The sequence below is a fragment of the Bacillus sp. 1A genome, from assembly GCF_052682215.1.
Map to the genome: position 1 here is coordinate 1119809 of NZ_JBQYLZ010000001.1, position 18218 is coordinate 1138026.

Genomic DNA, 18218 nt, shown 5'->3' on the forward strand with positions numbered 1-18218 from the left:
GGATATTTTTTTGAGGCTTACTTATAGAGCGGACAATTTGAATGGACTTTAACTAATACGTGATTGACGATTGTTTTTTTGTATGTTAGTATATTTATTTGGTTTTTTCTACCATTGAATGGGGAAATTGTTAATTCATTTAGGGATATATTTTTATATAAGTAAATCAATTTTAATTTAATTGTTGTAGGTTATAAAAAGTAAGGACGGTGTTTTGTTTAATGAATTTTACTCGAGATAGGTGGAGTTTAAAGTGGCTTCATTTTTATTTGATTGTAGTAGTAGTTGCATCTCTTTTATTACGTATATATTTAGCATTTCATTTAGAAGGATATGAACGAGATCAACTGTTTTTTGTGGATTGGATGGACACGGTAGGTAAATATGGAATAGGTGATGTGTATGCACATGGGGATTTAGTAAACTATCCGCCATTTTTCTTAGCTCTTTTAGGTATTTATGGAGTGATATTGTCATTTTTTAATATATACGTGGATGCTGCTGGTGTTTTAATTCGAGTCCCATCTATTGTATTTGAAGTAGTAGCTATAATTATTTTTGCTATAGTTTCTAAAAGGATAGACAATTCGATTATGAGAGCAGCATTAGTAACATTTTTTGCATTTAGTCCAGCCGTTATAGTGGATGGAACTATTTGGGGTCAAGTAGATATGCTACATAGTATATTGATGGTTAGTTCTATTTTACTACTAATGTCTAAGCCAACTTGGTCTGGTGCTATTTACGCTATAGCGTTACTAGCTAAATTTCAATCAATCGTAATTGCGCCTGTGTTTGCTATGTATTTCCTAAAAGTCATTTTTGAAAAAAGGGAAGGAAAGCAATTAATTAAATTTATAATAGGGTTCGGTATCCCGTTATTAATATTCGGTCTTTATTTCGCAGCTCATGGAACATTTATTACTATGTTAACACAAGCATATTTAAATGCGGTGGGTACGTTCCCAACGGTGACTGTATTTGCTATGAATATTTGGTATTACGCGATTGGTACGGATCCTAATATGGTGGATACGATTCAAGTTTTACCACATATTACATTGAAAACAGTTGGGTTAATACTCTTGTCTATTGCAGCGGCATTAACTTGCTTATACGTCTTTTTCCATCGTCATATGAATACGGCAGTTCTACTGAAAGCCGCGACTTTTATAAGTTTTGCGTTCTTTATGTTACCTACGCAAATACATGAGCGATATGCTTTCCCAGCGTTAGTATTTGTACTCTTTTTACTGCTATATGAAATGAAGTGGACAGGAATAGCTTTAGGATTAACGTTAACAATCTTTTTAAATATAGTAATGGTTCTGTATGCGGGCTTTAATACGAATATGGGAATGTTTATCGTTACTATTAATGTTTTTATTTTCTATGCTATGTGTAAATTATTAGTAAAAGAGTATTGTGATCGCTTTGAATTGCTAATAAAGAAACAATAAAAATTATAATTTTAAGGGGAGGTACATTTTGCTAATATGCAGAATGTACTTTTTTTATTGAAAGAGTAAGATTCCAATAGAAAAAACAAAGATGAGAAGATACTTAGAAAGCATAATTTTTGAAATACTACAATTATTCGAATGGTTGTAGTTAATAAAACGCTACCTAAAAGTAGGTAGCGTTTTATAGTTATTAGGACTCTTTTAAATCGTCAATTAACTTCTCAGCTAAGCGCCTATACATATTACTCATCGACACAAATGATGTTAGTAATAAAAATTTCTCTAGATTCGGATCTTTTAAGGAAGAAATTTCACTTACTTCTGAAACAAGATTATTTACGTCTTGTGTAAAGCTTTCGACATTTTTTTCGGTAAGAGAAAGATAATCTTTATATAATGTATTTAATTCGAATGAATCATCGTTTAATAAGGATTCATTTATATTTTCTAAGGAGCTTTTTATGTCATTAATGGAAAGGGCTCCTTTTAATTGATAAATTAAGCTGATTAAAATCATATGCTCTTTTGAGTATTTTTTATTTTTGATTGGAATAAATAGTTTCCCTTTTGCGTAATTGTTAATCATTGTTTTTGTTAATACTTTTTCATCATCGGTTCTTGTTGTATCCGAATAAGTATTTTCAAATAATTGGACAACCTGGTCTACATACAAATCGACATTTGGAATATCCTCAAGCGTAATGTTTTTTTCTAAATGTAATGTTTCAAGCAGTTTATTTATATTTTCCACGTAGAACCCCTCACTTTTATAACTTAGTGGATCATAATGTTTAGTTTATCTCTAAATATGGTATTACGAAACAAATGAATTGTAAATGTTGACCTCTAATAATAATGCGTATATAATTACATGTAGTTATTAAAACTACATGTAATTATATGAGGGGTGTATATATGAATGCTTATGTAAGAGAACCAGTTAATGCTTTTACCCACTTGGGAGGAGCTGTATTATCATTTATTGCATTATTAGCTATGCTTGTAAAAGTTTCTATTAAGATGCCATCTTTTGCGGCAATTACAGCTGTTATTTTGTTTGGTATCGGAATGATGGTTCTGTATACAGCATCAGCTGTATATCATAGTGTTGTAGCCAGTGAACGTGTTATTTATTTCTTTCGGAAGCTTGATCACTCTATGATTTTTATATTGATTGCAGGCACATATGCACCATTTTGTTTAATTACATTACATTCCGCAAACGGTTTATTATTATTTTGTTTAGTTTATGCAACTGCCATTTGTGGTATTGTTTTTAAAATGTTTTGGTTTAGTTGCCCGAGATGGTTATCAACAGCAATTTATATTACAATGGGCTGGTTAATTGTTCTGTTCTTTGCACCGTTAGCTGCTAACTTAAGTGCAGGAGGTATCGTGCTTCTAGTGCTTGGAGGCATTCTTTATACAATCGGTGGATTTATTTATGGAACAAAGCCAAAATGGTTAGAGTTTAAACATATGGGGCATCATGAAATTTTTCACGTGTTCGTGTTATTGGGAAGCCTTGCCCACTTTTTAAGTGTATATTGCTACGTAATTTAACAAGATGAAATTTCCGAGTGATTTTTATTTTTTCTCGATTAATAAATAAAGATATAGACACATATGTATGGTAAAGAGCTGCATAACGTAAAGGTTATGCGGCTCTTTTTTATATAAATAATAATTAAAAATAAATTTTTAAAATTATCAGTCTTTTTATGGTAGGATAGATGTGTATTGAGGTTATAAAATTTTATAATTAATAATAAGTGGGGGACTCTATATATGGCGATACTTATAACGGGTGGAGCAGGATATATTGGTAGTCATACGTGTATAGAATTATTAAATAATAATTATAAAATTATAGTCGTAGATAATCTTTCAAATAGTTCAATCGAGTCTTTAAACCGAGTAAAAGAAATAACAGGAAAACAATTTGAATTTTATAAAGAAAGTGTTTTAAATCGTGAAAAAATGAATGAGATTTTTTTGGGAAATAGCATTGAAGCGGTTATACATTTTGCTGGATTTAAAGCAGTGGGGGAATCGACTACAATCCCTCTAACATATTATTATAATAATATAATAAGCACAATCGTACTATGTGATGTGATGCAGAAACATCATGTTAAAAAGTTTATTTTTAGTTCATCTGCAACTGTATATGGAATTCCAAAAACATCACCGATTACAGAAGAATTTCCGCTGAGTGTGACAAACCCGTATGGGCAAACAAAATTAATGATTGAGCAAATTATGCGTGATGTGGCAAAAGCTGATGATGAATGGAGTATTGCGTTACTTCGTTATTTCAATCCCTTCGGAGCACATAAAAGTGGTCGTATTGGAGAAGATCCAAATGGGATTCCGAATAATTTAATGCCATATGTAACGCAGGTGGCGGTAGGTAAATTAAAGGAACTAAATATATTCGGAAATGATTATCCAACAAAAGACGGGACAGGTGTCCGTGATTATATTCACGTTGTTGACCTTGCAAAAGGACATGTAAAGGCACTTGAGAAAGTACTTGAGACGAAAGGAATAGAGGCATATAATCTTGGCACAGGTAAAGGGTATAGTGTGTTAGAGATGATAAAAGCTTTTGAGGAGGTTTCAGGTAAAAAAATACCTTATAAAGTGATAGGGCGTCGTCCTGGTGATGTAGCAGTATGTTTTGCTGATGTATCTAAAGCGAAACGAGAATTAGGATGGGAAGCGGAATATGGGTTAGAAGAGATGTGCTTAGATTCTTGGAGATGGCAGGTAAATAATAAAAATGGCTATCAAATGATTTAGGGTAGTTAGTAAAGCATTCTCTTATTAATTTGTAGGATATTTTATGTATATAATAAATTGTATTCTTTATTATGTTGCTTGGGGTCAGTAATATGTTCAATTTAGGAAAGAGAATGTAATCAAATATTACTGACCATAGTATTTGAATAGCAACCGGTTCTATTGAAAAGTATTCCAATACTTGTATCATTGTTAAAGTGCGTTTATAATCAAATAATCTTATTAGCTTTTTGCTTGAATTACGTATTATTGAAAGCGTTTTTATTGCGTGATATATTTTGATTGACATCATTACTGTATGAAATGTATGAAAAGGGTTTTTCTATTGTTTTTTAAGGTAGGAAGTCTGACTTATTTTCGAAAAAACTTTGTATGTAGTTGTAAGTAAGAAGGAGAATAAGGAATAATATAATTTTTACAAGGCGGGGAGGGTACAGTGTGAAAATGTAAGGTTTTCACATGAGGATATATGGGGTACGTAGGATTATTACTTTCGGGTGCAGCTTTATTTTTAAATAGTCTTGTTATATTAGGGAAAGCAGAGATGAAAAGTGCGGGTGTTTTTAATTTATTTGTGGGTGCACTCCAAATTATTATTCCGTTCTATTTGATCATGATTTCTGACCAAAGCAATTGGACAGTGTATTCATATGCAGCTACTTTCTTATTTGGATTAACCTATTTATATGTAGGTGTTACCTTTATAAAAGGAATGGATAGTAGCGGTTTAGGTTGGTTTTGTATTTGGGTAGCAATTATTGCTTTATTCTATATGGTTGTTTCATTTGTTCAATTTCACGATGTTGTTAATGCATTAACGTGGTTTATGTGGGCATTACTTTGGTATTTATTCTTTGTATTAAATACACAAAAGAAGAATATCAATCAATACCTTGGAAGAATTGCCTTCGTACAATCATGGGTAACATTGACGTTGCCTTCACTCTTTTATTTTATGGGAGTATGGGGAGAGGGATTCGTATATGAACTATGGGTTTATGTATCCGTAATTTCTATTTTATACTTCTGTTATTGTATTTATAAATATCGAGTACGTTAATATATTTTCTGTAGAAAAGCATGGAATCGTTAAACGAATTCCATGCTTTTTCTATATTAGCATTTATAATAGAGAGGTAGTATTTTACAATTTATCAAAATGGGGATGATGAATTTGAAAAAAGTATTGGTGCTAGGGGGAACAAGATTTTTTGGTAAACATTTAGTAGAAGCACTTTTGCAAACTGGACACGATGTAACAATTGCGACGAGAGGCATTACTGAAGATTCTTTTGGAAGTGTAGTAAACAGATTGATTGTAGATAGAGAAGACGAAAAACAACTAGCTGAGCGTCTAGAAGATAAAAGTTATGATATCGTATACGATAATTTATGCTATAGCTCGAATGCGGCAAAGATAATATGTGAAGTGTTACAAGGAAAAACGAAGAAATACATTATGACATCTTCAATGGCTGTTTACGAGCCAGCGATAGGCTTGTTAGAAGAGAACTTTAATCCGTACGAGTATGCTATTACGTATGGTGGTAGGAAGGATTTTACTTATAGTGAAGGAAAGAGAGTAGCCGAAGCGGTTTCATTTCAACAAGCAACATTCCCAGTTGTTGCAGTACGTTTTCCGGTTGTTATTGGAGAAAACGATTATACGAAAAGGTTACAATTTTACGTTGAACATATTGTGAGGCAAGAACCTGTCGCCGTGAATCATTTAGATGGAGAGTTGTCATTTATACATGAAAAAGAAGCAGGAGAATTTTTAGCTTGGTGCGGGATGAAGGACATAGAAGGGCCAATTAATGCTTGTAGCAACGGGGTAGTTTCTACTCGAGAAGTTATTCATTTCATAGAAGAAAATACGGGAATAAAAGCACTCGTTCAAGAAGTAGGAGATAATGTAGCGCCTTATAATGAAGTGATTAATTGTACATTACATAATGGAAAAGCTAGTGAATTAGGATTCCCGTTCCGAGAATTGAAAATAGAAATAGAACAAGTATTACGGTATTACATACATGCAATGAAATAATCATAAATCCCCCGGTGGCAATCCGGGGGATTTTGGAGGATTTCGACAATACTAATTTTACATTACCAAATTTACCTTATACGCACGACTAATGTGTTTGTGATTGAATTGATTGTAAATACTTTTCATTTACCCGGTCCCAGTTCACCGTATGCCACCAGTTGGTAACAAATTCTGGACGCCGATTTTGATACTTTAAATAATAGGCGTGTTCCCATACATCGATGACGAGTAATGGAATTTTACCTTCTTGCAAAGGTGTATCTTGATTGGGTGTACTCATAACGGAAAGTTCCTCACCGTCCAGAACAAGCCATCCATAGCCACTTCCAAAACGACTAATAGCTGCTTTGGAAAGTTGATCTTTTAAGTTGTCAAAGGTATTGAAATAATAATCAATTACTTTTGCAACGTCTCCATTAGGCTCACCGCCACCTCGCGGGCTCATCACTTCCCAAAAAAGACTATGACAATAATGTCCACCACCGTTATTTCTGACAGCTGTAACAATTTCTTTTGGTAAAGTTTCTAAATTACATAGTAACTCTTCTAAAGATTTATTATGTAATTCCGTATAGTTTTCTAAAGCGGCATTCAAGTTATTTACGTATGTCGCATGGTGCTTTCCATGATGAATAGAAAGCGTGTTGCTATCGATATATGGCTCTAGTTCATCATAGTCATATGAAAGCTTTGGCAATTGAAATGAAGACATAACATTCTCTCCTTTCTTATTAAAAAGTTGGTCTAGGTAAAAATAATTTACCTGAGTCAAAAATACACCTATTTTTTATACAAGTCAATAGTAATCTCTTTAATTTTCTGAAAAATATTACAATAAAAGTAACACTTCGACTTTCATTTGTGACTCTTATTCTTTTTGCTTATACTGTAAAGTAGTAACGTTTTGTTGAAATAGAAGGAGATCGTTTATGAGTAAAACGAAACAATTAATAGAGGAAGCGAGTCATTTTATTACGGTTTGCTATAAAGAGCTTAATAAAGAACGATTCATAGAAGAGAGAATAAAAGAAATTCAAGTTGAGATAGAGAAGACGGGGACGTATGAGCATACATTTGAAGAACTTGTTCATGGATCACGAATGGCATGGCGCAATAGTAATCGATGTATTGGAAGACTATTTTGGAGTAAGATGCACATATTAGATGCACGTGAAGTAAATGATGAGGAAGGTGTATACAATGCATTAATTCATCATATTAAATATGCAACGAACGATGGGAAAGTTAAACCGACAATTACAATTTTTAAGCAATATCAAGGTGAAGAAAATAATATACGAATTTATAATCACCAATTGATTCGGTATGCAGGATATAAAACAGAAATGGGAGTGATTGGTGACTCTCATTCCACTGCGTTTACGGATTTTTGCCAGGAACTTGGCTGGCAAGGAGAAGGTACGAATTTCGATGTATTGCCACTTGTTTTTTCTGTCGATGGAAAAGAACCTGTATATAAAGAAATTCCTAAAAAAGAAGTGAAAGAGGTACCAATTGAACATCCAGAGTACCCAATCTCATCTTTAGGAGCAAAATGGTATGGGGTTCCAATGATTTCAGATATGCGCTTAGAAATTGGCGGTATTTCCTATACAGCTGCTCCGTTCAATGGATGGTATATGGGGACGGAGATTGGGGCGCGTAACTTAGCGGATCATGATCGTTATAATTTACTGCCGGCTGTTGCGGAGATGATGAAGCTCGATACATCGAGAAACGGTACGTTATGGAAAGATAAGGCGTTAATTGAATTAAACGTAGCTGTGTTACATTCCTTTAAAAAACAAGGAGTTAGTATTGTTGACCATCATACTGCTGCACAACAATTTCAACAATTTGAGAAGCAAGAGGTAGCTTGTGGTCGTGTTGTAACGGGCAATTGGGTGTGGCTCATTCCGCCATTATCTCCAGCTACCACTCATATTTATCATAAACCGTATCCGAATGAAATTTTGAAGCCAAATTTCTTTCATAAATAATATTTAGTATAGTTTTTTTATGCAAATTATAATTTTTTTTAATTACTGTTACGTAGCAAATGGAAGCCTTTACTCTCGGTTATTTTTGGAAGGAGCTTTTTGAACCAAGGAGTTCCTTATGTTATAATCAAATTTCTGTTTCGAAGACCTTATAGAAATATAAGGTCTTTTGTTTTGCTTTTTTATGTAATAGGAATAGAAATTTTCTTTTAAATAAGGGATTTAGCATATTTTTAGGGACAACATAAGTGTGTAGAAAATTGATGAATTATTATGCTTATATAATCATTGTGTTTTGGATGTAAACAATAAAACATAATAAAGTTGTTTTTTTAGATTGCTGAGGAAGGAGGAAGTGTAAATGAGAATGAAGAGTCGAAAAACGGATTGGCCTGTATTTCTTATTAGTGGTGGCTCACTTTTATTATTTGTAATTGCAGTTATTTTAAATAAAAGTTACGTAGAGGGAGTCATTAATAGCAGTTTTGCAGCTTCAATTAAATATTTTGGTGCCTTTTGGCAAGTTTTATTAATTGGTACATTTGTTGTTGCAATGTGTATGGCATTTTCGAAATATGGGAGAGTTAAACTTGGGGGGCTAGACAAACCTGAGATTAGTACGACAAAATGGCTCGCTATTATTATGTCTACATTACTTGCCGGAGGTGGCGTTTTTTGGGCAGCCGCAGAGCCGATGTATCATTTGATGACGGTGCCACCAATACATGAGGGTATATCTGCTGGGACGAAAGAAGCGGTAATGCCTGCTTTAGCACAAAGTTATATGCACTGGGGTTTCCTGGCTTGGACGATTTTAGGTACAATTAGTGCGGTAGTTATGATGTACGGGCATTATCATAAAGATATGCCGTTAAAACCTCGAACGCTTTTATATCCTATCTTTGGGGAGAGATTGCGAAAGAGTTGGCTTGGAACAATGATCGATGTATTTGCCATTATTGCGGTAGCTGCAGGGACGATTGGTCCAATCGGATTTTTAGGACTACAAGCAAGTTATGGGTTACAAGCATTGTTTAACATTCCTGATGTGTTTACTACTCAATTAGCCATTATTGTTTGTGTAGTAGCTGTTTCTACTATATCTGCGGTAACGGGAATTGATAAAGGGATTCAAATTATAAGTAATTTAAATGTTAGGTTAGCAGTTTTATTAATGGTATTCGTATTACTGTTTGGACCAGGTGGATTTATTATTGATTCATTTGTTTCTTCGTTTGGATTTTATATAAATGAATTTATTCCAATGAGCACATATCGTGGTGATACGGCTTGGTTAGGATCATGGACAATCTTTTTCTGGGGATGGTTTATTGGATACGGACCGATGATGGCAATTTTAGTGAGCCGAATTTCAAGAGGAAGAACAATCCGAGAAATCATCGTTGCAATTGGAATTATTGCACCTATTATTACAACGTTTTGGTTTACTATACTAGGGGGATCAGGTGTGTTTTATGAGTTAATGAATCCTGGTTCTATCTCGGTGGCATTAAGTGAATCTGGTATGCCAGCGGCTATGATTGCAATTACAGAGCAACTGCCACTATCTAATATTATTGGACCTGCATTTCTTTTATTAACAATTTTATTTGTAGTAACAACAGGAGATTCAATGGCTTATTCGATTTCAATGGCAGTGACTGGAGATGGAGATCCTAGAATTAGCTTGCGAGTTTTTTGGTCGCTTATTATGGGTGCAGTTGCAGCGATTCTTTTATACATGGGTGAGGGAAGTATTAACGCCTTACAATCCTTCATTGTAGTGACGGCTGTTCCAGTATCCATTCTGTTATTCCCAATGCTATGGCTAGCCCCTAAAGTTGCAGGGGAATTAGCCTTAAAACAAGGTATTGTAAAAGAAGAAGAGAAAACTTCCTTCTTGTTCCAAAAAGCTAGTAAATCAAAATAAATAATTGTATTTATATAAGAAGAGGAAGCATTTCATTTGAGATGCTTCCTCTTTGCTATTTATCCAAATACTTTTCCTGAGGGAACAGTATTTGGATAAACATTTCGTACAGTTTCAATCTATTCTAATACTTTATCTTTCGTCTCTGGGACACATAATAGCATTGTAACTAAACCGATTGGATAGATAATGAAGATGAGAGATAGTGCTCCCATTAAATTACCACCTGCAGCAAGTAAGCCGATAATAACAGGTCCAAATCCAGCTAACCCACGTCCTGTACCGAAAATAAAGTTCTCTGCTGTCGAGCGAGCTTCAGCAGGGTAGTTTTCAGCTAAAACTGCTCCGAATCCTCCCATCATGCCATTTGCAAAGAATCCAAGCAATGCACTTCCCCATAACAATAATGTTGAGTCTGTGAATAAGAAGAAGTAAATGAGACAGTATATAGTACCGCCGACATAATAGATTGTAAAAGTTTTACGGCGGCCAATTTTATCGGCTAGAATACCAAACGTTGCAATTCCAATTAGCATGCCGATCGTAGAGATGAACATCCAACCGCTCGCTTTTGCTAATGTGTAGTTATATTTATTCGCTAAAATAGTTGGCATCCATGTGAAAATTCCATAATATCCGAAGTTCTGGATGAATGACATAATAATAAGACCGATTGTTGTTATCGTTACTTTTTTATTGGCAAATAACTTTCGAAGTGGGAACTTTTTCATTTGCTTTAGTTGTTCTGCCTCAGCAGTTGTTAAATGACCTTCAGCTTCTTTTTGTAACAATTCTTTTTTATATCGTTGTTTTTGTTCCCATATTTTCGGTTCACTTAAACTTTTGCGAACGTAGACAGCTAGTAGAGCGGGAATGAGTCCAAATAAGAAAACAGCTCTCCATCCGAAATGCGGGACGATAAATGCTGGAAGGAGTGAAGCGACTAGTACGCCAAATTGCCATCCAAGTGCAACAACGGATGTCGCCTTAGCGCGCATTTCTTTAGACCATGTTTCAGTTACGATCGCCATCCCAATCCCGAATTCACCACCAACTCCCATTCCAACTAAAAAGCGAAGAATTAATAATTGCCAATAATCTGTTGCGAAATAAATAAGTGCTGTTGCGAGTGAGAATAGTAAGATTGTGAAGGCCATCGTACGGATACGCCCAAATAAATCAGCAATAAATCCAAATAAATAAGACCCGATTAGCATTCCTATTGTGGTAGCTAATGTTAAATTTCCACCTTCAACAGGGCTTAAATGAAATTCTTTTAAAATGTAGACGAGTACGAAAGATAAGAGCAACATATCTAAACCTTCTGCTGCATATCCTAGCGCAGAACCAAACAATGTTTTATACCTTTTCTCCTTCGTTTCCTCTGTTGTTGATTGTACATCAGTAGTGATGTTCATCATTACTCCTCCTTATTTTCTTCTACAGTCGCTATGGAAGAATAACAAAAGGCCTTCTCACCTGATATGATGAGAAGGCCAAAAAAGCATACGTATCTCTAAAAAAGACCATACGTATAGTATATTCCGACTTCCTTCTCAACCTCACGGGGTTGGGTTAAAGGACTGTATTATATTACTTTATTTTTAGCACTCTTCTATTAGATTGTCAAATAAAGAGGAGATAGTTATGTGTAAAATATTTCAAAAGATATTGCGTTCTTCTTGACGCCCACTTCATTATTTTCCCATAATAAAACTAACTCATATAAAAAGGAATGAATCACAGATGCTAAATTTAGTACTTATGATGATTGAACGTGTCGGACTTATTGTTATTTTAGGATTTTTACTTTCTCATATTAAAACGTTCAGGCGCCTTCTTCATAGACAAGATGGATATGTAGATAAGCTTAAGCTTATTTGTATTTTTTCAGTGTTTACAATTGTAAGCAATTACACAGGAATTGAAATTGCCGGGAATACAATTATGAAAGAAAATTGGCTACAAGGTGTTTCGTCATCTAGTACAATTGCGAATACACGTATTATGGGTGTTGGAATTAGTGGATTGCTTGGTGGTCCTATCGTCGGCATTGGAGTGGGATCGATTGCGGGTATTCACCGTTATATGCTTGGCGGGACGACAGCGCTAAGCTGTGCAATTTCATCAATTTTAGCAGGTGTTATAACGGGGTATATTGGATACATTTTTAAAAAATATAATCGTGCAATTACGCCTAAATTTTCAGCGATTTTAAGTGTGTTTATCGTTTCTTTAGAGATGATTATGATCCTATTAATCGTAGAGGATGGGATTAGTATCGTGAAAACAATTGCGATACCAATGATACTTGTAAATAGTTTCGGGAGTTTTATTTTACTTTCTATGATACAAGCTATTTTGCGCCAGGAAGAAAATGCGAAAGCTTTACAAACGCATAAAGTATTACGAATTGCTGACAAAACATTACCATATTTTCGCCGCGGATTAACAGAGGATTCTTGTAAACATGTGGCACAAATTATTCACCGCTTTACGGGAACAGATGCGGTATCCTTAACAGATACAGAGAAAATATTAGCTCACGTTGGATTAGCATCAGATCACCATATTCCTTCACATAGTTTAATAACTGGTTTATCGAAAGAAGTGTTGAACACAGGAAAAATAATGAAAGCGAAATCGCGTGAGGTTATTAATTGTCAACATGAAGGCTGCCCTTTGCAGGCGGCAATCGTTATTCCACTAACTTCACATGGAAATACAATTGGGACATTAAAATTATATTTTAAAAATTCTAGCCAGTTAAGTCGTGTGGAAGAGGAATTAGCAGAAGGGTTAGCAAAAATATTCTCTACACAACTTGAGTTAGGTGAAGCAGAGTTACAAAGTAAGTTATTGCAAGATGCCGAAATAAAAGCGTTACAAGCACAAATCAATCCGCATTTTTTATTTAATGCAATTAATACTGTATCGGCTTTATGCCGAACAGATGTAGAAAAAGCGAGAAAATTATTATTGCAGCTTAGCGTGTATTTTCGTTGTAATTTGCAAGGGGCACGCCAATTGCTTATTCCATTAGAACAAGAGTTAAATCATGTACATGCATATTTATCGTTAGAACAAGCGAGGTTTCCGAATAAGTATGAAGTGAAGATGTACATTGAGGAAGAGTTAAAGACGACCTTAGTTCCACCATTTGTACTGCAGTTATTAGTTGAAAATGCATTGCGCCATGCTTTTCTGAAAAAGCAGCCGGTGTGCGAAGTTGAAGTACATGTGTTTGAAAAAGAGGGGATGGTGCATTTTGAAGTCCAAGATAATGGACAAGGAATTGAGAGTGAACGTCTAGGACAATTAGGAAAAATGGTAGTTCCATCAAAGAAAGGGACTGGAACAGCTTTATATAATATTAATGAACGACTTATCGGGTTATTTGGGAAAGAGACAATGCTTCAAATTGAAAGTGAATTAGAGCAAGGGACAAAGTTCCTCTTTGTAATTCCGAAAAAAGTAGGGGAGGAAAAACGGAGTGTTAAAAGTATTAGTAGTTGATGATGAAATGTTAGCGCGTGATGAATTGAAGTATTTATTAGAGCAAACGAAAGAAGTAGAGATAATTGGTGAGGCGGATTGTGTAGAGGATGCATTAGAGGAATTAATGAAAAACAAACCAGATATTGTTTTCCTAGACATTCAGCTATCTGATGATAACGGATTTGAAATTGCAAATATACTAAAGAAGATGAAAAATCCACCTGCAATTGTGTTTGCTACTGCCTATGATCAATATGCATTGCAAGCATTTGAAGTAGATGCGTTAGACTACATTTTAAAGCCATTTGATGAAGAACGTATCGTACAGACATTAAAAAAATATAAAAAGCAAAAACAAATAAAATTAGAAACAAAACAAGAAGTAAAGAGTGTAGACGTAACGACCGAGATGCATAAATTAGCATTACCAATTGAAGAATCGATTGTACTCGTGAATATTGAAGATATTATATATGTAGGACTTGTGGACGGAAAAGTGACAGTAAAAACAATGAGAGAAACATATGTAACACACGATACACTTGTAATTTTGGAAAAGAAGTTGCCGCAAGTAAGTTTTATGCGTGTCCATCGTAGTTTTATTGCAAATATTAATCATATTACAGAAATACAACCATGGTTCAATTCTACATATAATTTAATTATGAAAGAAGGATCAAAAGTACCTGTTAGCCGTACATATGCAAAAGAACTCAAAAAGCTACTTCGTATTTAAGAAGTAGCTTTTTGTATTTCATCTGCCTATTTTTGTAACTAATTTTGTATATTTGACGTTCCGCTATGTAAACGCTTACAGTCTTGTTTTTATCTTATACAATAAAGGTACCAAATCGAAAGAGGTGGCCAAAATGAGTACGAAAAAAGTATATAGTTTCTTATCACAAGCATTCATATTTTCAGCTATTATGTTAGTTTCTAATATTATTGCAACGCATTTACCAATTCCGATGCCTTCATCGGTGATCGGATTAGTTATTTTATTTAGCCTATTATGTTTAAAAGTTATTAAATTGGAACAAGTTGAATCACTCGGAACGGCTTTAACAGGTATTATCGGATTCCTTTTCGTTCCATCAGGTATTTCGGTTATTAATTCTCTCGGTGTAATGGGACAATATTTTGTACAAATTTTAACTGTAATTGTTGTCGCAACAATTATTTTACTCGCTGTAACAGGATTATTTGCACAATTTATTTTAGGAAAAGATGATAAAGAAATAGAAGATACGAAAGAATTGAAAGTAGTAAATAAAGGACGCAAGCACGGAAAAGTTGCGTAACCAATTTAGTATATATTGTTAGGAGGGAATGAACATGGCAAGCACAATGACTCCATATTTCGGAATCGTCGTTTCATTAATCGCATACGGAATCGGAACATTATTATTTAAGCATTCAAAAGGATTCTTCTTATTCACACCATTATTCGTAGCGATGGTATTAGGGATTGTCTTTCTAAAAGTAGGTAACTTTACTTTTGAAGAATATAATACTGGCGGAAAAATGATTAGCTTCTTCTTAGAACCAGCAACAATCGCGTTTGCAATTCCATTATATAAACAAGTGGATAAGTTGAAAAAATATTGGTGGCAAATTTTATCGGCTATCGTGGTTGGATCTATTTGCTCAGTAATTGTCGTGTTCATTGTTGCAAAAGCAATTGGTCTAGATACAGCAGTAATGAATTCAATGTTACCACAAGCAGCAACAACAGCAATTGCGTTACCGATCTCTGAAAGTATTGGTGGTATACCAGCAATTACATCGTTTGCAGTTATTTTTAACGCGGTTATTGTATACGCATTAGGAGCATTATTCTTAAAAACATTTAGAGTAAAACATCCAATTGCAAAAGGTTTAGCACTTGGAACAGCAGGTCACGCATTAGGAGTGGCAGTAGGAATTGAAATGGGTGAAGTAGAGGCAGCTATGGCAAGTATTGCTGTAACAGTAGTAGGGGTTGTAACTGTAGTTGTCATACCGATGTTTATGCCATTCATTGGCTAGTAAAACTTACTTAAAAAAATGAGAAAAGCAAGCTATTTGTAGGACAGATTTCTACTGATAGCTTGCTTTTTATGTTACAGTAGTGGTAAGACCTATTTTAATAAAATGTAAGTTTCCTTAAATCTTCATTAATACTGTGTAGAATACGTTTTGAATTAGGTCATTGTATTGTAAAATAAGAAGTAAGCTACTATAGGATCTGCTAAGAGAGATCTATAATAAGCTTATAAAAATCTTTATATGAATGAATAATTAAAGGTAGAGAAGAGAGAAAAAATCTACTTATTAACGTTTTACTTTATAGGACAGGAGAGAGTACTCGTCGATTATGCAAATAAAAAACCTGTTTCAAAGCAAAGGATTTCAGAGGTTTCTCGTATTAGTAATACTTGCTCTCGTGTTATACGGGCTGCAAAGTATGTTGAATTTAATTTTAATTACGTTTATTCTCACATATTTAATGGATCGATTCCAAAAGTTTATTTCTCGCAAATTAGATCATTTCATGCCCATTAACCGAAAAATTATTATAGCGTTTCTATATGTAATGTTAATTGGTGGAATTGCTATTACGCTATTTAAATATTTACCAGTATTAACGATACAAATTTCACAATTGATTTATCAATTTAACGTATTTTTAAGAAACCCACCGGATAGTGAATTAATTAAGTATGCAGTTAATGCTGTCAATCATATGGAACTTTCGAAATATGTAGGACAAGGCGTTGACATTTTGTATAAATCGATTACGAATGTTGGGAAATTTGGCCTTCAAGTGTTACTTTCTTTAATTTTAAGTTTATTTTTCTTATTGGAGAAAGCTCGGATCGTTGCTTTTACTGCAAAATTTAAAGAAAGCCGACTTGCAATTTTCTATACTGAAATTGAGTACTTCGGTAAGAAATTTGCACGTTCATTCGGAAAAGTAATTGAAGCACAATTTTTAATTGCAGTTGTTAACTGTGTTTTATCCGTTATTGCACTATGGATATTAGGATTCCCGCAATTATTAGGTTTAGCGTTAATGATCTTCTTACTCGGTTTAATTCCAGTAGCTGGGGTTATCATTTCGTTATTCCCGCTTTGTATGATTGCTTACAATATTGGCGGTATTATGTACGTTGTTTATATTTTAATTATCGTAACAGTAATTCATGCGCTTGAAAGTTACGTGTTAAATCCGAAGTTCATGTCGCAAAAAACAAACTTACCGATCTTCTATACATTTATGGTATTAATCTTCTCAGAACACTTCTTAGGTGTATGGGGATTAATTATCGGTATTCCAATCTTCATTTTCTTATTAGATGTCTTAGATGTGACAAGTGATGAAATGGAGAATGACGCCAGAAAAAATAAAGTGAAGTAAAGAAAAAGCATCCATGTTCGATGCTTTTTCTTTTATAACATGATGTTTTTTATGCCATACTGTAAGCAGAAGATAGAATAGGGGTGAAATAATGGCTGTAAATGAAAAGGTAGAGTTAGCTACATTTGCTGGAGGGTGCTTCTGGTGTATGGTTTCGCCATTTGAAGAGATGGAAGGAATTATAAAGGTTGTTTCTGGTTATACAGGTGGTCATAAAGAGAGTCCAACATATAAAGAAGTATGTTCAGAAACGACGGGACATTATGAGGCAGTACAAATTACATTTGATGCAAATAAAATGCCGTATGAAGAGTTATTAAATATATATTGGAGACAAATTGATCCGACTGATATAGGAGGACAATTTCACGATCGTGGACAGTCTTACGAAACAGTAATTTTTTATCACAATGAAGAACAACATAAAAAAGCAGAGGCTTCAAAAGAAGAGCTTGCAAAGAGTGGACGCTTTTCAAAGCCAATTGCGACAAAAATTTTACCAGCTGCTACATTTTATTCAGCTGAAGAATATCATCAAGGGTATCATAAGAAAAACACATTCCGCTATGAGTTATACCGTAAAGGATCGGGACGAGATGCTTTTATTAAACAACATTGGCCAAAAGATAATACTCATTTAAAAGAAAAACTCAATGAGATGCAGTTTTATGTAACACAGGAAAATGGTACAGAACCACCATTTAGAAATGAGTATTGGAATCATAATGAAGAAGGTCTTTATGTAGATATTGTTTCAGGAGAACCGTTATTTACTTCTTTAGATAAGTTTGATAGTGGGTGTGGATGGCCTAGTTTTACGAAGCCAGTTATGTCAGCAAGTGTGAAAGAAAAAATGGATGTCAGTCATAATATGACGCGTACAGAAGTGAGAAGCAAAGAAGGAGATTCACATCTAGGTCATGTATTCCCAGATGGCCCAGGACCAAATGGTCTTCGTTACTGTATTAATTCCGCAGCCCTTCGATTTATCCGAAAAGAGGAATTAGAGAAAGAAGGATATGGTGATTTTCTAGTCGTATTTGGGAATAAAAAATAACCTCGCAATTAGCGA

General features: G+C 34.2%; 16 protein-coding genes. 13 read left to right on the forward strand and 3 right to left on the reverse strand.

Features of this window, described 5'->3' with window-relative positions:
• Positions 1-221 precede the first annotated feature (221 nt).
• Positions 222-1460: a hypothetical protein gene (locus ACUN0F_RS05670; RefSeq protein ID WP_445539236.1), complete on the forward strand. Its 1239-nt coding sequence runs from the start codon at positions 222-224 to the stop codon at positions 1458-1460.
• A 193-nt stretch (positions 1461-1653) separates the two neighbouring features.
• Here the strand turns inward: ACUN0F_RS05670 and ACUN0F_RS05675 are convergent, their stop codons facing one another.
• On the reverse strand, positions 1654-2214 hold the full coding sequence (locus ACUN0F_RS05675; RefSeq protein WP_000427913.1) for a DUF1836 domain-containing protein: 561 nt from the start codon (positions 2212-2214) through the stop codon (positions 1654-1656).
• A gap of 164 nt (positions 2215-2378) precedes the next feature.
• Between ACUN0F_RS05675 and trhA the strand changes: the two genes are divergently transcribed.
• The 4 genes from trhA (at position 2379) to ACUN0F_RS05695 (ending at position 6315) form a co-directional block, all read left to right on the forward strand.
• Entirely contained in the window at positions 2379-3026 is a 648-nt protein-coding gene (gene trhA, locus ACUN0F_RS05680; RefSeq protein ID WP_000995376.1) for a PAQR family membrane homeostasis protein TrhA, read from the forward strand.
• A 225-nt stretch (positions 3027-3251) separates the two neighbouring features.
• Entirely contained in the window at positions 3252-4268 is a 1017-nt protein-coding gene (gene galE, locus ACUN0F_RS05685; RefSeq protein ID WP_445539237.1) for a UDP-glucose 4-epimerase GalE, read from the forward strand.
• A 469-nt stretch (positions 4269-4737) separates the two neighbouring features.
• On the forward strand, positions 4738-5328 hold the full coding sequence (locus tag ACUN0F_RS05690; RefSeq protein ID WP_000542569.1) for an AmiS/UreI family transporter: 591 nt from the start codon (positions 4738-4740) through the stop codon (positions 5326-5328).
• 99 nt (positions 5329-5427) lie between these two features.
• Positions 5428-6315, forward strand: a complete 888-nt coding sequence (locus tag ACUN0F_RS05695) for an NAD-dependent epimerase/dehydratase family protein (protein ID WP_046955465.1) — start codon at positions 5428-5430, stop codon at positions 6313-6315.
• Positions 6316-6403: 88 nt separating this feature from the next.
• On the opposite strand, the gene sodA is transcribed toward ACUN0F_RS05695, so the two are convergent.
• Positions 6404-7030 carry a superoxide dismutase [Mn] gene (gene sodA / locus ACUN0F_RS05700; RefSeq protein ID WP_000094058.1) on the reverse strand — a complete coding sequence of 209 codons (627 nt, stop codon included), beginning with the start codon at positions 7028-7030 and terminating at the stop codon, positions 6404-6406.
• 217 nt (positions 7031-7247) lie between these two features.
• Here sodA and ACUN0F_RS05705 point away from each other — a divergent pair, with 217 nt between their 5' ends.
• Positions 7248-8318: a nitric oxide synthase oxygenase gene (locus ACUN0F_RS05705; RefSeq protein ID WP_000047616.1), complete on the forward strand. Its 1071-nt coding sequence runs from the start codon at positions 7248-7250 to the stop codon at positions 8316-8318.
• 361 nt (positions 8319-8679) lie between these two features.
• On the forward strand, positions 8680-10248 hold the full coding sequence (locus tag ACUN0F_RS05710) for a BCCT family transporter (protein WP_445539238.1): 1569 nt from the start codon (positions 8680-8682) through the stop codon (positions 10246-10248).
• Between the two features lie 119 nt (positions 10249-10367).
• Here ACUN0F_RS05710 and ACUN0F_RS05715 read toward each other — a convergent pair whose 3' ends face one another.
• Positions 10368-11666, reverse strand: coding sequence for an MFS transporter (locus tag ACUN0F_RS05715; RefSeq protein ID WP_264461410.1), 1299 nt, complete (start codon positions 11664-11666; stop codon positions 10368-10370).
• Between the two features lie 328 nt (positions 11667-11994).
• Between ACUN0F_RS05715 and lytS the strand changes: the two genes are divergently transcribed.
• From lytS to msrB, 6 genes are all read left to right on the forward strand, one after another.
• Positions 11995-13764, forward strand: coding sequence for a two-component system sensor histidine kinase LytS (gene lytS / locus ACUN0F_RS05720; RefSeq protein WP_445539239.1), 1770 nt, complete (start codon positions 11995-11997; stop codon positions 13762-13764).
• Entirely contained in the window at positions 13742-14482 is a 741-nt protein-coding gene (locus ACUN0F_RS05725) for a LytR/AlgR family response regulator transcription factor (protein ID WP_000921824.1), read from the forward strand. The genes lytS and ACUN0F_RS05725 overlap by 23 nt, the downstream gene beginning before the upstream one ends.
• 133 nt (positions 14483-14615) lie before the next feature.
• On the forward strand, positions 14616-15047 hold the full coding sequence (gene lrgA, locus ACUN0F_RS05730; protein WP_000104908.1) for an antiholin-like murein hydrolase modulator LrgA: 432 nt from the start codon (positions 14616-14618) through the stop codon (positions 15045-15047).
• Positions 15048-15081: 34 nt separating this feature from the next.
• Positions 15082-15774 (forward strand): antiholin-like protein LrgB, encoded by a 693-nt coding sequence (gene lrgB / locus ACUN0F_RS05735; RefSeq protein WP_000168869.1) that lies wholly within the window; start codon positions 15082-15084, stop codon positions 15772-15774.
• 328 nt (positions 15775-16102) lie between these two features.
• Positions 16103-17146, forward strand: coding sequence for an AI-2E family transporter (locus tag ACUN0F_RS05740; protein WP_001165998.1), 1044 nt, complete (start codon positions 16103-16105; stop codon positions 17144-17146).
• 91 nt (positions 17147-17237) lie between these two features.
• Positions 17238-18203 carry a peptide-methionine (R)-S-oxide reductase MsrB gene (gene msrB, locus ACUN0F_RS05745; RefSeq protein ID WP_327972641.1) on the forward strand — a complete coding sequence of 322 codons (966 nt, stop codon included), beginning with the start codon at positions 17238-17240 and terminating at the stop codon, positions 18201-18203.
• The last annotated feature ends 15 nt before the right edge of the window (positions 18204-18218 follow it).

Excerpts from the sequence above, each read along its gene's own strand:
- ACUN0F_RS05710 (WP_445539238.1), top strand. The coding sequence starts at position 8,680 with ATGAGAATGAAGAGTCGAAAAACGGATTGGCCTGTATTTCTTATTAGT.
- lytS (WP_445539239.1), top strand. The coding sequence starts at position 11,995 with ATGCTAAATTTAGTACTTATGATGATTGAACGTGTCGGACTTATTGTT.
- galE (WP_445539237.1), top strand. The coding sequence starts at position 3,252 with ATGGCGATACTTATAACGGGTGGAGCAGGATATATTGGTAGTCATACG.
- trhA (WP_000995376.1), top strand. The coding sequence starts at position 2,379 with ATGAATGCTTATGTAAGAGAACCAGTTAATGCTTTTACCCACTTGGGA.
- ACUN0F_RS05715 (WP_264461410.1), bottom strand. The coding sequence starts at position 11,666 with ATGAACATCACTACTGATGTACAATCAACAACAGAGGAAACGAAGGAG.
- msrB (WP_327972641.1), top strand. The coding sequence starts at position 17,238 with ATGGCTGTAAATGAAAAGGTAGAGTTAGCTACATTTGCTGGAGGGTGC.
- sodA (WP_000094058.1), bottom strand. The coding sequence starts at position 7,030 with ATGTCTTCATTTCAATTGCCAAAGCTTTCATATGACTATGATGAACTA.
- ACUN0F_RS05695 (WP_046955465.1), top strand. The coding sequence starts at position 5,428 with ATGGGGATGATGAATTTGAAAAAAGTATTGGTGCTAGGGGGAACAAGA.
- ACUN0F_RS05705 (WP_000047616.1), top strand. The coding sequence starts at position 7,248 with ATGAGTAAAACGAAACAATTAATAGAGGAAGCGAGTCATTTTATTACG.
- ACUN0F_RS05690 (WP_000542569.1), top strand. The coding sequence starts at position 4,738 with ATGGGGTACGTAGGATTATTACTTTCGGGTGCAGCTTTATTTTTAAAT.
- ACUN0F_RS05670 (WP_445539236.1), top strand. The coding sequence starts at position 222 with ATGAATTTTACTCGAGATAGGTGGAGTTTAAAGTGGCTTCATTTTTAT.
- lrgB (WP_000168869.1), top strand. The coding sequence starts at position 15,082 with ATGGCAAGCACAATGACTCCATATTTCGGAATCGTCGTTTCATTAATC.
- ACUN0F_RS05740 (WP_001165998.1), top strand. The coding sequence starts at position 16,103 with ATGCAAATAAAAAACCTGTTTCAAAGCAAAGGATTTCAGAGGTTTCTC.
- lrgA (WP_000104908.1), top strand. The coding sequence starts at position 14,616 with ATGAGTACGAAAAAAGTATATAGTTTCTTATCACAAGCATTCATATTT.